This window comes from Tateyamaria sp. LSS28, assembly GCF_059611725.1.
In genome coordinates this window covers 703,445-716,753 of record NZ_JCAPFI010000001.1, presented here as the reverse complement: position 1 = coordinate 716,753, position 13,309 = coordinate 703,445, and the positions used below count along the sequence as shown (strand labels likewise).

Annotated in this window: 12 protein-coding genes; 6 read left to right on the top strand and 6 right to left on the bottom strand. The window is 59.2% G+C overall.

From position 1 onward, the window contains the following. The first annotated feature begins 146 nt into the window (after window positions 1-146). The 5 genes from AC53L6_RS03600 to AC53L6_RS03580 all read left to right on the top strand — a co-directional run bounded on the left by AC53L6_RS03600 (window position 147) and on the right by AC53L6_RS03580 (window position 7,111). The gene (locus AC53L6_RS03600) at window positions 147-3,230 is read left to right on the top strand and encodes an ABC transporter transmembrane domain-containing protein (RefSeq protein WP_496906831.1); all 3,084 of its coding nucleotides are present in this window, start codon (window positions 147-149) and stop codon (window positions 3,228-3,230) included. Then, window positions 3,230-4,135 (top strand): CPBP family intramembrane glutamic endopeptidase, encoded by a 906-nt coding sequence (locus AC53L6_RS03595; protein ID WP_496906830.1) that lies wholly within the window; start codon window positions 3,230-3,232, stop codon window positions 4,133-4,135. Before AC53L6_RS03600 ends, AC53L6_RS03595 begins: the two co-directional genes overlap by 1 nt. A gap of 57 nt (window positions 4,136-4,192) precedes the next feature. Further along, entirely contained in the window at window positions 4,193-5,131 is a 939-nt protein-coding gene (gene accD, locus AC53L6_RS03590) for an acetyl-CoA carboxylase, carboxyltransferase subunit beta (protein WP_299203035.1), read from the top strand. After that, window positions 5,128-6,405 (top strand): bifunctional folylpolyglutamate synthase/dihydrofolate synthase, encoded by a 1,278-nt coding sequence (locus tag AC53L6_RS03585; protein WP_496906829.1) that lies wholly within the window; start codon window positions 5,128-5,130, stop codon window positions 6,403-6,405. The genes accD and AC53L6_RS03585 overlap by 4 nt, the downstream gene beginning before the upstream one ends. Before the next feature lie 139 nt (window positions 6,406-6,544). After that, window positions 6,545-7,111 (top strand): hypothetical protein, encoded by a 567-nt coding sequence (locus AC53L6_RS03580; RefSeq protein WP_496906828.1) that lies wholly within the window; start codon window positions 6,545-6,547, stop codon window positions 7,109-7,111. Here AC53L6_RS03580 and zapE read toward each other — a convergent pair. Then, window positions 7,108-8,163 carry a cell division protein ZapE gene (gene zapE, locus AC53L6_RS03575; protein ID WP_496906827.1) on the bottom strand — a complete coding sequence of 352 codons (1,056 nt, stop codon included), beginning with the start codon at window positions 8,161-8,163 and terminating at the stop codon, window positions 7,108-7,110. The genes AC53L6_RS03580 and zapE overlap by 4 nt on opposite strands. A gap of 135 nt (window positions 8,164-8,298) precedes the next feature. Here zapE and AC53L6_RS03570 point away from each other — a divergent pair, with 135 nt between their 5' ends. Beyond that, a complete protein-coding gene (locus AC53L6_RS03570; protein ID WP_496906826.1) occupies window positions 8,299-9,540 on the top strand; it encodes an MFS transporter in 1,242 nt (413 codons plus the stop codon). Here AC53L6_RS03570 and AC53L6_RS03565 read toward each other — a convergent pair. Genes AC53L6_RS03565 through fghA form a run of 5 tightly spaced genes read right to left on the bottom strand, consistent with a single transcriptional unit; the run spans window position 9,537 to window position 13,252 of the window. Next, window positions 9,537-10,463, bottom strand: a complete 927-nt coding sequence (locus tag AC53L6_RS03565; RefSeq protein ID WP_496906825.1) for an alpha/beta fold hydrolase — start codon at window positions 10,461-10,463, stop codon at window positions 9,537-9,539. The genes AC53L6_RS03570 and AC53L6_RS03565 overlap by 4 nt on opposite strands. Next, entirely contained in the window at window positions 10,448-11,362 is a 915-nt protein-coding gene (locus tag AC53L6_RS03560; RefSeq protein ID WP_496906824.1) for an ornithine cyclodeaminase family protein, read from the bottom strand. The genes AC53L6_RS03565 and AC53L6_RS03560 overlap by 16 nt, the downstream gene beginning before the upstream one ends. Continuing rightward, window positions 11,359-11,979: an HAD family hydrolase gene (locus AC53L6_RS03555; protein ID WP_496906823.1), complete on the bottom strand. Its 621-nt coding sequence runs from the start codon at window positions 11,977-11,979 to the stop codon at window positions 11,359-11,361. Before AC53L6_RS03555 ends, AC53L6_RS03560 begins: the two co-directional genes overlap by 4 nt. Continuing rightward, entirely contained in the window at window positions 11,976-12,425 is a 450-nt protein-coding gene (locus AC53L6_RS03550; protein WP_496906822.1) for a YaiI/YqxD family protein, read from the bottom strand. The genes AC53L6_RS03555 and AC53L6_RS03550 overlap by 4 nt, the downstream gene beginning before the upstream one ends. Then, window positions 12,422-13,252, bottom strand: a complete 831-nt coding sequence (gene fghA / locus AC53L6_RS03545; RefSeq protein ID WP_496906821.1) for an S-formylglutathione hydrolase — start codon at window positions 13,250-13,252, stop codon at window positions 12,422-12,424. The genes AC53L6_RS03550 and fghA overlap by 4 nt, the downstream gene beginning before the upstream one ends. Window positions 13,253-13,309 lie beyond the last annotated feature (57 nt).

The window sequence follows — 13,309 nt, the reverse complement described above, 5'->3', positions numbered from 1 at the left end:
GTCCGCACTGCAATAGCCATTGCCCTGCCCTGCTGCAAGCGCCCGCGGTTGTAATAAAGCGTTGCTGGCACTAGTTGTTTCCAACGCGTGGCACCAGGCTGAATTGGCGGCCAATTGGACAGGGGCGCTGCCGATTGGGATAGACAATGGATTCCACTATCTTTGCTTTCATCTGGAGGCACTCAAAACGTGATCAGTTGATGCTACTTGCGTTGACCGTGGTGACGTTCCCGTTTCTCTACGCCACGCTGGAATTGCCCAAGCGCATCATCAACGATGCCATCGGTGCAACGGACAGTGTCATCAACGCCTTCGGTTACGAGCTGAGCCAGATCCAGTTTCTGCTGGCCCTGTGCTTTGGCTATCTGGCAGCCGTGTTGGCGCATGGATTGCTCAAGATGCGGCTGAATACGATGAAGGGTGTGACAGCCGAACGGCTGCTGCGCCGCTTCCGCTTCCAGCTGATCAGTCGCATGCTGCGTTTTCCGCGCAGCTACTTCCGATCCACCAGTCAGGGCGAGCTGGTGAGCATGGTCACGTCCGAGGCCGAGCCGATGGGCGGGTTGATGGGCGACATGGTGGCCCAGCCCGTGTTCCAGGCGGGCCAGATGCTGATCATCGTGGTGTTCCTGTTTCTGCAGTCGGTTTGGTTTGGGCTTGCCGGTATCGCCTTGATCCCGCTGCAGGCGTGGATCATTCCCATGTTGCAGCGTCGGATCAACCTGCTGAACAAGGACCGGATCAAGCAGGTCCGTGCCTTTTCGGCCGAGATTGGCGAGAGTGCCGCGGGTATTTCTGATCTGCGCACCAATGGTGGTCTGCGCTATCGGCAGGCGCAGTTCACTGAACGGTTGGGCCGGATATTTGAACTGCGGTTCAAGATCTACCAGCAGAAATTCTTCATGAAGTTTCTCAACAACTTCATCACGCAGCTGACGCCGTTCTTCTTCTATTCCGTTGGGGGGTATCTTGCCATCCGGGGTGACATCACGGTGGGTGCACTTGTGGCCGCGATTGCTGCCTACAAGGACCTGTCCAGCCCGTGGAAAGAGTTACTGACCTACTACAACCAGACGCAGGATATGTCACTGCGGTGGGAGATTGTCACCGATCGCTTTGCCCCGCGCGACATGATCGACGAGGCGCTGTTCGAAGGTGAGCCGGAGGTCATTCCGCATCTGCAGGGCGATATTGTTCTGGACAACGTGACCATCCGCAACACGGAGAACACGCCCGTTCTGGAGCGGATTGATCTGACCATTCCCAAGGGCGCACGTGTCGCGATCCAGGTCAAGAACCAGACCGAGCGAACGGCGCTGGCCGAGTTGCTGACGCGGGAGGTGTTGCCAACGCGGGGCGTGATCACCATTGCAGGGCACGATCTGTCGCTATTGCACCAAGAGGTCGTGTCTGCCCGGATCGGTTACGCCCAGTCGCGCCCGTATCTTTTTGACGGAACACTAGGCAGCAATCTGTTGATGCCGCTGATGACCCGTCCGAACTCCGTGCCTTGGGATCAGGGGCGAAAGGATCGATATACAAACGAAGCAATGCGGTCTGGCAACAGCGCGGACCGTGTGGATGTGGATTGGGTTGATCCCGGCCTTGCCGGTCTCGGGACAGAGGACGAGGTGCGCGCGTGGTGGTTCGAGCTGGTCGAGGCGATGGGTATCGACGAGTTCATGTTCCGCCGCATGCTGGTCAGCCACATCGATCCGCAACAGCACCCTGAACTTGCCAAGGCGATTGTTGATCTACGCCCCGCTGTAGAGGAATGCCTGCGCGAAAAGGGTGTGCTGGACGCGGTTTATCGCTTTGATCCGGACGAATTCAATCCGGCGGTGCCGCTTGGCGGGAACCTGTTGTTTGCGTCCCCCTCGCGTGAGATTTCGCAGCAGGGCCTTGCCCGGGATCACCGGTTCATCAACCTGGTCTTTGAACACGGGCTGGCGGAACAGGGTATCGCCATATCGCAGACCCTGATCGAGACGCTGCACCAGACCTTTGGTCGCGATGGCACAAGCCATCCGCTGTTTACTGCGCTCAACATCGAAGAAGAAATGTACGAGCAGCTTGTCGACATTTCCCAGCGCCGACGAGAGCGTGGCGATGTCGCGCTGACCGATGACGAGTTTTCGTTGCTGCTGACTGTTCCATTCGCTTTCACGGCTGAACAAATCGGTCCCGCCTTTCCCGAAAGCTTCAAGAACGAGATCGTACAGATCCGCAAGACGAGCGGGGCCGCATTGCGGGCGCAGACCGAGGAAATCTTTATTCCTATAGAGCCGGATACATACCTGCCGCGCCTGAATCTTTTGGAAAACGCATTGTATGGCCGAGTTTCGATGGTGGCAGGTACCAAGGGCGATCTGATCGAGGATCTGGTGGCCGAGCTGATCAATGACAACGGTTTGCGTCGTCAGGTTGCCGAAACCGTCTTTGATATACCTACAGGTTTGGGTGGGTCGAATTTGCCCACGATTTTCCATGAGCGTGCTGCCTTTTCCCGCGCCGGGATCAAGCGGCCAGATGTGCTTGTTCTGGATCGCGCCCTGGCAAGCCACGGCGCCGATCAACGGCGCGAGACCCGGGCCGCATTACGCAAGCTTTTGCCCGATGCCACGCTGATCTTCCTGGAAGAGAATTTCAATAATCCCGATGCTTACGACCTGTTTGTCGAAATCAAGGACGGGCGCGTTGACGGTGTTCAGGCCCATGACGAAGACGACGAAGAAACCGATGATCTGAGCCGCAAGCTGCGCGTCATCGCGCGAGCCGAGCTGTTTTCAGGTGTGGAAAGCCGGAACCAACGGCTCTTGGCCTTTGCGGCGCAATGGTACACGGCTGAACCGGGGCAGCGCATCTTCTCCATGGATGAAAAGCCGGACGCGGCGTATCTGTGCGTCAAGGGCAGCGCCGTGCTGAGTTATGACAGTGAAGACGGTGAAGACCGCCAAGTGTCGGTCATCGAACCCGGCCGCTTGATTGGCGATCTTGCCATCATCCTGAACGAGCCGCGCCAGCTGCATCTGACCGCTTTGACCGAGGTGACGTTCCTGCGTATTGGCGCCGCCGAGTTCCGCGCGGTTTTGGAAGAGGATTCAACGGTTCTGATGAGCCTCTTGCACACGGTTGCCGGGCATCTGACGGGCGCCGCCGAGTTGTTGCGCCAAGCCAATGTGCAGATTCCGCAAGATGAGGGGCCGCCGCCTCCTCCGTTGGACGTGTGATGGGTGTTCTGAGCTTCGACTACCGACCGCATGACCTTTTCGTTGCGCCGGCAAGGGATCGGGCACAGATCTGGCGTCTGGTTCTGGGCGTTGTGCTTGTCGCAGGTTTTTTCCTTGTGCTCAGTCAGTTGGTGTTTGGTGCCATTCTCGGGCTGCTTGACCCGGAGACTGCACGCGCGATTTTGAGGGGCGCGCGAACGGGTCAGACAGCCGGTGGGATGCTGCTCTTGTTGTTCCAATTGGGATTGTTGGGAGTCGCGGCAGCCATGGTTGTGATCATGGTGCACAATCGGGGTCCTTCGACCCTGATTGGGCCGATTGGCCTGGCCGTGCGGCAGTTCGGGTCGGTTTTGTTTATGATGTTCCTGCTGACCGTCGCGCTGTGGGTGTTGCCGCCCTACGATGCGGGTGAGCCGCTTGCTCTGAACATGCCCGTTGGCCGCTGGCTGATCCTTTTGCCTTTCGCTCTTGTTGCCGTGCTGGTGCAGATTGGCGCAGAAGAGATCGTATTTCGCGGCTATCTTCAGCAGCAACTGGCGGCGCGGTTCCGGTCGCCCCTGATCTGGATGATTGCCCCTGCAGCCCTGTTTGGGGCTGGCCATTACTTGCCGGAAAGCGCAGGTAGCAACGCGTTCACCATTGCCCTTTGGGCGACCATGTTTGGTTTGCTTATGGCGGACCTGACTGCCCGGTCCGGTACGTTGGGGCCAGCGATGGCGGTGCACTTTTCCAACAACATTTCTGCCATGGTTCTAACCGCCACCCCGGACGAGATGTCAGGCCTTGCGCTGTATGTTCTGCCCTTTGGCATGGGGGACGAAGCGGCGATGGCTGCGTGGTTGCCGGTCGACTTCGGGTTCATGCTTGTCAGTTGGCTGGCGGCCCGCCTTGCCATCCGCGCCTGATTGCATTTGCTGGTCCACCGGATTATCTGAAATGCGGAACGGCAGCAGGAAGCCCTTATGAACTGGATCACCAATTACGTCCGGCCCCGGATCAACTCGATCTTTTCGCGGCGCGAAACCCCGGACAATCTGTGGACCAAGTGCGATGAGTGCGGCACCATGCTGTTTCACCGCGAGTTGTCGGATAATCTGAACGTCTGCACCAACTGCAATCACCACATGGCGATCACGCCGCGGGACCGGTTCACGGCTCTGTTCGATGGTGGCATCTTTACCGAGGTCGAGGTGCCGGCCCCGCTGGCCGATCCGTTGAATTTCCGTGATCAGAAGAAGTATCCCGACCGCATGAAGACCGCCCAGAAGTCTACGGGCGAAGAAGAAGCGATGCTTGTCGCTGCGGGTGAGATGGGCCGCACGCCCATCGTGGCCTGTGCGCAGGACTTTTCCTTCATGGGTGGGTCCATGGGCATGTATGTGGGCAATGCCATTATCGCCGCGGCTGAAGAAGCGGTGAAGCTGAAGCGCCCGCTGATCCTGTTTTCCGCCGCCGGTGGCGCACGTATGCAGGAAGGTATCCTCAGCCTGATGCAGATGCCGCGTACCACTGTTGCTGTGCAGATGCTGAAAGAGGCGGGCCTGCCTTACATCGTCGTTTTGACCCATCCGACGACCGGTGGTGTGACGGCCTCGTACGCCATGTTGGGTGACGTGCATATCGCCGAACCCAACGCTCTGATCTGCTTTGCGGGTCCCCGTGTGATCGAACAGACAATCCGGGAAAAGCTGCCCGAGGGGTTTCAACGGGCTGAGTACCTTCTGGATCACGGCATGCTTGACCGTGTGACCAAGCGGACCGAGATGCGGGAAGAGTTGATCACCATCGCGCGCATGCTGATGGGTCAGCCACCCGCTATCAAAGGCGATTTGCCGGCCCCTGAACCGGATGCTGACCCTGCACCGGAAGAACCGGTGGCCGAAGACGCACCCAAGGAATGAGCACGGGTTCCGACGCCATCCTTGCAAGGATGATGGCGCTGCATCCCAAGGTGATCGACCTGACGCTGGACCGCGTGTGGCGACTGCTTGAGGCGCTGGGCAATCCGCAGAACGACCTGCCACCCGTCATTCATATTGCCGGGACAAATGGCAAAGGATCGACGCAGGCCATGATCCGCGCTGGGCTTGAGGCTGCGGGTCACAAGGTTCATGCCTATACGTCGCCCCACCTCGCGCGATTTCATGAACGTATCCGGCTTGCCGGAGAGTTGATCTCTGAACCCGATCTGACGGTCTATCTGGATGAATGCTATGCCGCCAATGGCGGGGCCAACATCACTTATTTCGAGATCACAACCTGCGCCGCCATCCTTGCCTTTGCTCGGACTCCGGCGGATTACACACTGCTTGAGGTTGGCCTTGGTGGGCGTTTGGACGCGACCAATGTCATTGATACCCCGGCGCTGACGATCATCACGCCCGTGTCCATGGATCACGAGGCATTTCTGGGCGACACGCTGGCAAAGATTGCGGGAGAGAAGGCCGGGATCATCAAGCGCGGCGTGCCTTGTATCGTCGGTCCGCAGGACGAAGAAGGGCTGGATGTTATCGAGGCGCGGGCCGCTCGACTGGGTGCGCCTGTGCTGGCGTATGGGCAGCATTGGCATGCAGCGCCTGAACGGGATGGGATGATATTCCAGGACGAGGTTGGCCTGTTGGACCTGCCCCGTCCGGTTCTGCCGGGGGATCACCAGATCCAGAACGCCGGAATGGCCTTGGCCGCGTTGCGCCATCTTGGATGTGATGAGGCCGCGTGCCACGCTGCAGTGACGCAAGCGCATTGGCCTGCTCGGATGCAGCGTTTGCGCTCAGGACCACTGGCCGAACGAGCGGCGCAAGCGGGGGCAGAACTGTGGCTGGATGGCGGGCACAATCCTGCGGCCGGGGCGGCGCTCGCCAGTGTTTTGCGGAGCCTACCCAAACGACCCACCCACATGATCTGCGGCATGTTGAACACCAAAGATGCGGGCGGTTACATGGCGCCTCTTGCGGCTGAGGTAGACAGCCTGACTGCCCTTTCCATTCCGGGTGAGGCCAATACGCTGTCTGCGGCAGATACAGCCAAGGCGGCGCGCGAGGTGGGCATGGTGGCGCACGAGGCGGAAGATGTGGGTGCGGCTTTGGATGCGATCCTTGCCCGTGATCCGCATGCGCGCGTTCTGATCTGCGGATCGCTTTATCTCGCTGGTGCGGTCTTGCGCGAAAACGGGTGAAAACGCTCAACCCCTGAGCGACATGCAATCCGGTCAAATCACAGGATATTGACCAAACGGCATCGTATTTGCTACATCTAGTATAGTTTTTGGCCCCAACACGGATCAACCGTGACGGGTCTGCTTTTGGGGAAGCAGTATGTTCAGGCGTGATGATGCGACCGAAACGGTGTCGCGAGCGGCCATAGAGCCAGAGGAATACTCCTCGTCCAACATCAAGATGCTGGTGATTGCGGCGACCTTTTTGGTCGTGACAATTGGCTTAATCCTGATGCAACCGGGTGGGCCTACGATCGAACACCAGTCCTTTGCCGAGATCGCAATTGACGTTGAAGATGAGGCCGAGGTTACGCGTGCGGATACCTCCTTGCTGGAGCCGCAACCCCTACCTGCCTCCGAGGCTGTCAGCCGTCAGCTGCGTCAGCCAATCCGGCTGACCGACACCGATGCGCGCCATACGGACCTGCGCAGCCTGACGGGGATTGTACTGATCGGTTTTGGCCATACGCCTGCCCAAGATGACCGTTTGCAGGCGTTGCTGGTGCAGGCCCTGACCGAGGGGCAGTCCAACGCATACATTGATGCGCTTTTGAACACGGCAGCGGCACGCGGTGAGTTTAAATTGCCCCGCCAGTTGACCACGGCGGCGGGGCGTCTGGACACGGAAACCCTGTTGACGGCTCTGGTCAGTCAATCACAAGGCTAGGCAGCCCAATCCACGCTTTGCATCTCGCGCAGGCGCGACGCCGTGCGTTCAAACTCGAACGTGCCTTCCCCTTCCAGGTACAGCATTTCGGGGGTGTCGGCGGCAGAGCAAATCAGCCGTACACGCGCCTCGTACAGTGCGTCGATCAGGGTGACGAACCGCTTGGCTTCGTTGAAGTTGCTGCGTCCCAGACACGGGATATCATCGATCATCAGCACCCTGCAGGCTTCGGCAATGGAAAGGTAGTCGGCTGGTCCCAATGGTTTTGAACACAGATCGAAAAAGCTGCTGCGCCCGATCCCGTTTCGGAACAGAGAAATGTTCACGGTGCGCCCATTGACGGTCAAATCAAGCGGATCAGCCGCTCCGCCGGACAGATCCGCCCAGATGTCATCCATCTCGGCCCGTGCAGTGGCGCCCAAGGGCGTGAAGTAAACCGGGCTGCCAGACAGCCGGTCCTGCCGGTAATCGGTGGGCGAGGCGAGCTCCCAGACAACCATCTTGTCCTTGAGTAGGTCGATGAAGGGCACAAAGAGTTGCCGGTTCAGCCCGTCCTTGTACAGATCATCTGGCACGCGGTTTGACGTAGTGACCACCACAACCCCTGCCGCGAACAGAGCCTCGAACAGGCGTCCGACGATCATGGCGTCTGTGATGTCCGTGATCTGCATTTCGTCAAAAGCCAAAAGGCGAACCGATGCTGCGACGTCAGCAGCAACGGGGGCTATCGCATCGTCTACGCCACGTTTGCGTGCTGCGTGCATCGCCGCATGGATTTCCTGCATGAAGGCGTGGAAGTGGACGCGCCGGGCAGGCACATCAAGCCGGGATGCAAAAAAATCCATCAGCATGGATTTGCCACGCCCTACACCACCCCACAGGTACAGTCCCTTGGGTGGCTCGGGCGCCTTGCGAAACAGCCCCTTTTTGACCGGCGCTGCAAGGGCGGCGCGGATGCGCTCGAACTCGGGCAGAACAGCCAGTTGTGCGGCGTCGGCCTGTAACTCGCTCTTGTCTACAAGCGCCTGATATTCAGTCAGCAAATTAGTCATTTCCCCGTGGTAGCGTGCAGGTTCGCCCATGGGAAGCATGGTCAGTTCAGGAATGGTTAAGCGCGGCGCAGAATTCCTGATTTGACGCAGGCCATCACGTCCATACAGTCACCACACACGTTTGAGGGATTTCCGATGACTACTCGCACCCCCATCTTTACCCCCGTTCTGATCGTGGGTTGCGTCATCATTATGGTCAGTTTCGCGGTTCGCGCGTCCTTTGGCGTCTTCCAGATCCCGATTGCCGAAGAGTTCGGCTGGCTGCGGACCGAATTCTCGCTGGCCATCGCGATCCAGAACCTTGCCTGGGGCATCGGCCAGCCGATCTTTGGCGCAATTGCCGAGAAGATCGGAGACCGCAAGGCGATCCTGATGGGTGCCGTGATTTATGCCGTGGGCCTCGTGTTGAGTGCCGGGGCAACCACACCCATCGAACATCAACTCTATGCCTGGTTGGTTGGATTTGGTGTTGCTGGCACCGGCTTTGGCGTGATCCTTGCCGTTGTGGGCCGCTCCAGCAGCGATGAAAACCGGTCCATGTCCCTTGCTATCGTGGCGGCCATGGGGTCGGGCGGCCAGATCTTTGGTGCGCCGGTGGCTGAATGGATGCTAAGTTTCATGCCATGGCAATCGGTGTTCCTGTGGTTTGCGCTTGCTGTCATTTTGCTGGTGTTGACCTTGCCAGCGATGCGCGTACCGCCGATGGCAACGAAGGCGGAGCTGGAGGAATCGCTTGGTCAGGTTCTGATCAAGGCTTTTCGTGATCCGTCATATACCCTGATCTTCCTCGGTTTCTTCTCATGTGGTTATCAGGTCGCGTTCATGACCGCCCACCTGCCCGCCTTTGTGACCGAAGTGTGTGGTCCCATCGTCCCGGGTGGCATGCTGCACAACATTGGTATCACAACGACGTCAGCCTTGGGTGCGGTTGCGCTGTCATTGATCGGCTTGGCGAACATCGCAGGCACGTTGCTGGCAGGATGGGCGGGCAAGCATTTCCCCAAAAAGTATCTGCTGGCGGGTATATACGCGGGCCGGACCGTTGTGGCGTCCCTTTTCATCATCTTTCCGATGACACCGATGACTGTCATCGTCTTTTCCATTTCCATGGGTGCGTTATGGCTGGCGACGGTACCGCTTACATCGGGGTTGGTCGCACATATCTACGGCTTGCGATACATGGGAACGCTCTATGGCATCGTTTTCTTGAGCCACCAGCTGGGGTCGTTTTTGGGTGTCTGGTTGGGTGGTCGTTTGTACGATCTTTATGGGTCGTATGAGCAGGTGTGGTGGATTGGCGTGGCAATCGGTGCGTTCAGCGCGGTCGTGCATCTGCCGATCCGCGAACGGCCCTTGGGTCAGCCCGCCACCGCCTAACCGCGCGACGACCGGATTGCGTCCAGCACAGCCTCTGTGTGCGTGTGGGGGAGGCCATGCCCTGCGCCATGTATCATTGCCTGCTGCGCGGCCGAGTTCCAATCGGCCAGAGTGTCTTTGCAGGTCAGTGGGATCACATCATCCTGATCGCCCCAGACGGCCAGAACGGGAATGCCAGCGGCGGCGATGGCGCGGTGCTGGTCATCGCAAGGTTTTCTCAGCAGCCCGCGCAGGCTGGACAAGACAGCGGGAAAATACCCCCGGCGCCCGGTCTCTTCCTGTTGCAGATCGTGGATACCCTCAACCGACGTCGGCAAATGTGCTTCGGATGCGATTCCGCGGCGGACTTCCCAAGGGTAGGCGGCCAGGAACAGCCAATCGCCGATCACTGGAAGGTCGCGGGCAAGGGCAATCTTGCGCCCAGCCAATTCAAACATGCCCGCCGGGGCCAGCAGGATCAGTTGTTTGATCCGCTGGGGATGTCGCGCGGCGAAATGAGCCGCAATTGCCCCGCCCATTGAATAGCCAAGGACCGTCAGGTGATTGCCCACGTTCTCGTGTGCCAAGAGGTCGGTCAGCTGTTGGTTAAAGAAATCGGCATCCTGTTTTCCACGCGTCCGGTCCGAGTATCCGCGACCATACAGATCATAAACAAGCACCCGGAACCCCATTAATGCGAGCCCCTTGGCCATGCCGTACCAGACAAAAGACGGTGTGGTTAGGCCGTGGATACAAACTGCAACGGGACCACGCTCAGGTCCCAGCCATTCGAAATGCGTGGTGCCTTGCGATAGCAGCGCAAATTGACCCGGCGCCTTGGCGCGCACCGCGTCGGTCATTCCCGAGCGCGTGAGTTCCGTGGTGACCGGGATTGCCAGCAGGCCAAGCAGTACCAGCGTGACCCACATCATTTTGCTGTCCACCGATCCAGGATGTAGCGGCTGGTCATCAGGTCCAAATGCGCACCGCCCCCGTTCTTGAACAGGGTGATATCATCGGGCGCCCGTCGGAAAGCGTCGAGTTCATAGTAATCGGCCAATAGGTGGTCGCGGGTGATCGTGCCTGCCTCAAGTGGGATTTTCACCTCTCCTATATGGCCGATGGTGGTGTCGAAACTGTCAACAAAAACGCGGGACTTCTGGAGGGCCGCGTCGTCCACTTCGCGCATGTCTGGCCGGTAGGCACCGATCAGGTCGATATGCTGGCCGGGTTGCAGCCAGTCTCCTTGGATCAAAGGTTCGGTCGACATGGTGGCGCTGGTGATGATGTCGGCGCTGCGCACCGCTTGTTCCAAATCATCGGCCACGGTCAGCATCGGGCGCTCGGTTGCCATGGCCAAAGCATTGGCGCGGGTGCGGTTCCAGACCTGGAAATGTGCCTCCGGGAAAGCGGCGGAGTAGGCGTCATGCAGTGACCGCCCCACCGTTCCTGCCCCGACGATCAGGATGTTTTTGCTATCAGAGCGCGCCAACTTCCGCGCGGCCAGCAGGCTATCACCTGCCGTCTTCCACTTGGTCACCAGATGAAAGTCAATGATGGCCTGCAGTGTCCCGTCTCCGTCGGAATACAGGTTCACGCCGCCATTGATCATCGGCGCACCGCGACTGGGATTGCCCGGAAATACTGTAGCCGTCTTGACTGCCATGCCCATCCCGTCGATCCATGCTGCCCGGCTCAGCAGCGTATCTGGATCGCGGTAGAGAAATGTGTCCCCAATCTCGGCCTTGGGTAGATCGTGCCCAGCTGCCAGCGCGTCGGTCAGGCCGATCCAGTCCAGTAGGGCCTCGCCTTCTGCAAAGGGGATGAACGGAACGGATGTCACGCCGCCTCGCTTTCGGTCAGCAGCCCCTCTGCGACAAGACGGTTGGCCCAGCCTTCGGGGCCATCGAAATGATGGGTTCGCCAACCGCGCGTTTGAGCAGCGGTGATGTTGTCGGCGCGATCATCCGTGAAAATCAGGCTGTCGCCGTTCAACCCGCTGGTCTGCTCCAGCATCTCGTAGATGGTCGGGTCGGGCTTGATGACCTGCATATGGCCCGAGATGAAATCGCGGTCGAAGTCGTTCAGAAAGTCGTAGCGCGTGGCGGCAAAATCATAGCTTCCAATCCCGAAGTTAGTCAGGGAAAAGACCGGTATCGCCTTTGATTGCAGCGCCTTCATCAAGCGAACGGAGTGGTCGATGGCAGGCGAGGCCATCTCGATCCAGCGGTCATGCCACATGCGAATCTCGTCCTGCCAACCGGGATACTCTTCGGCTGCGGAATAGATCGTTTCCTTGAAAGGATGCCCCATGTCGACCTTGTCGTTCATGCCGTGCAGATCGACCTGATCAAACATCGCGCGGCGGCGCTCTTCGCCAATGACGCTGTCATAGAAGCGCTCGGGTTGCCATTCGATCAATACGTTGCCGATGTCGAATACTACAGCTTTGATCGTCATCGTTTGGCTGCCCTTAGTTCTCGTTCCAATGCGTCCAGAAAACGCGATCTGTCCGCCTTGGTAAAGCCTTTGCCGCCGCCCTGCCGAAACGGGTCTGCCGCGCGCAGGTCTGCCATCAGATCGCGGGTGGCCAATACGTTGCCGATATTGGCCTGGGTCAATGCCTCTCCGTTATGCTTCAGCACCCGCGCACCTGCTTCTACGCATTTGGCGGCAAGGGGTATGTCGCCGGTGATCACCACGTCACCTGCGCCCGCACGCTCGGCGATCCACATGTCGGCGACATCAGGGCCATCCGGGACGATAACAGTCTCTACCAAGGGGTTTTGCGATGGGCGCAGTCCGCCATTGGACACCACTTTCATGGGGATCTTATGCCGGGTGGCGACCCGCTCTGCCTCTGCCTTCACAGGACAGGCGTCAGCGTCGATGTAGAGCGTTGTCATGCCCAAAGGTGTTCTGCGTGGAAGGCCACATGATCTTCCATGAAGGTCGAGACAAAGAAATACGAGTGGTCGTATCCGGGCTGCATCCGGAACTGGATCTGCTGGCGACGGGCTGCAGCGGCTTCGGCCAGCGCGTCGGGTTTTAGAAGGTCAATGAACTGGTCATCGGTGCCTGTGTCGATCAGCATCGGGCCATCGAAGCCATGTGCGCGCATGCACCGCGTCGCATCATGGGGCGACCAAAGCTCTTCGTCGGTGCCCAGATATGCAGTCAGTTGCTTACGCCCCCAATCGCTGGCGGTTGGGTTGGTGATGGGCGAAAAGGCGGAGACCGATCGGAACTGTCCCCGCGGGGACATCGCCATAGTCAGTGCGCCATGCCCGCCCATGGAGTGTCCGGTGATCGACTGGCGGTCCATGTCGAGGGCAAAATGCTCACCCAGCAAAGCGGGCAGCTCTTCCATCACGTAGTCCCACATGCGGTAGTGCGGGGCCCATGGCTTTTCGGTCGCGTTCACATAGAACCCCGCACCCTTGCCCAGATCATATCCTTCGTCGTCTGCCACATCATCGCCGCGTGGCGAGGTGTCGGGAAAGCAGAGCGCGATCCCGTGTTCAGCCGCCCACGCCTGTGCCCCGGCCTTGGTCATGGCATTCTCATGCGTGCAGGTCAGGCCCGACAGATACCACAGCAAGGGCACCGGCCCGTCCTTGGTCTCTTCCGGCAGGAACAGTCCGAATGTCATGTCACACGCGCAGGAGGATGAGGGGTGGGTGTAAACCCCTTGGGTGCCGCCGAAGCAGGCGTTTTCGGATTTGGTTTCCATGGGCGTGATCCTTTCGTTGCTCTATCGCTATCTGGCGGTGGGCCGTGCGGCAAGTTT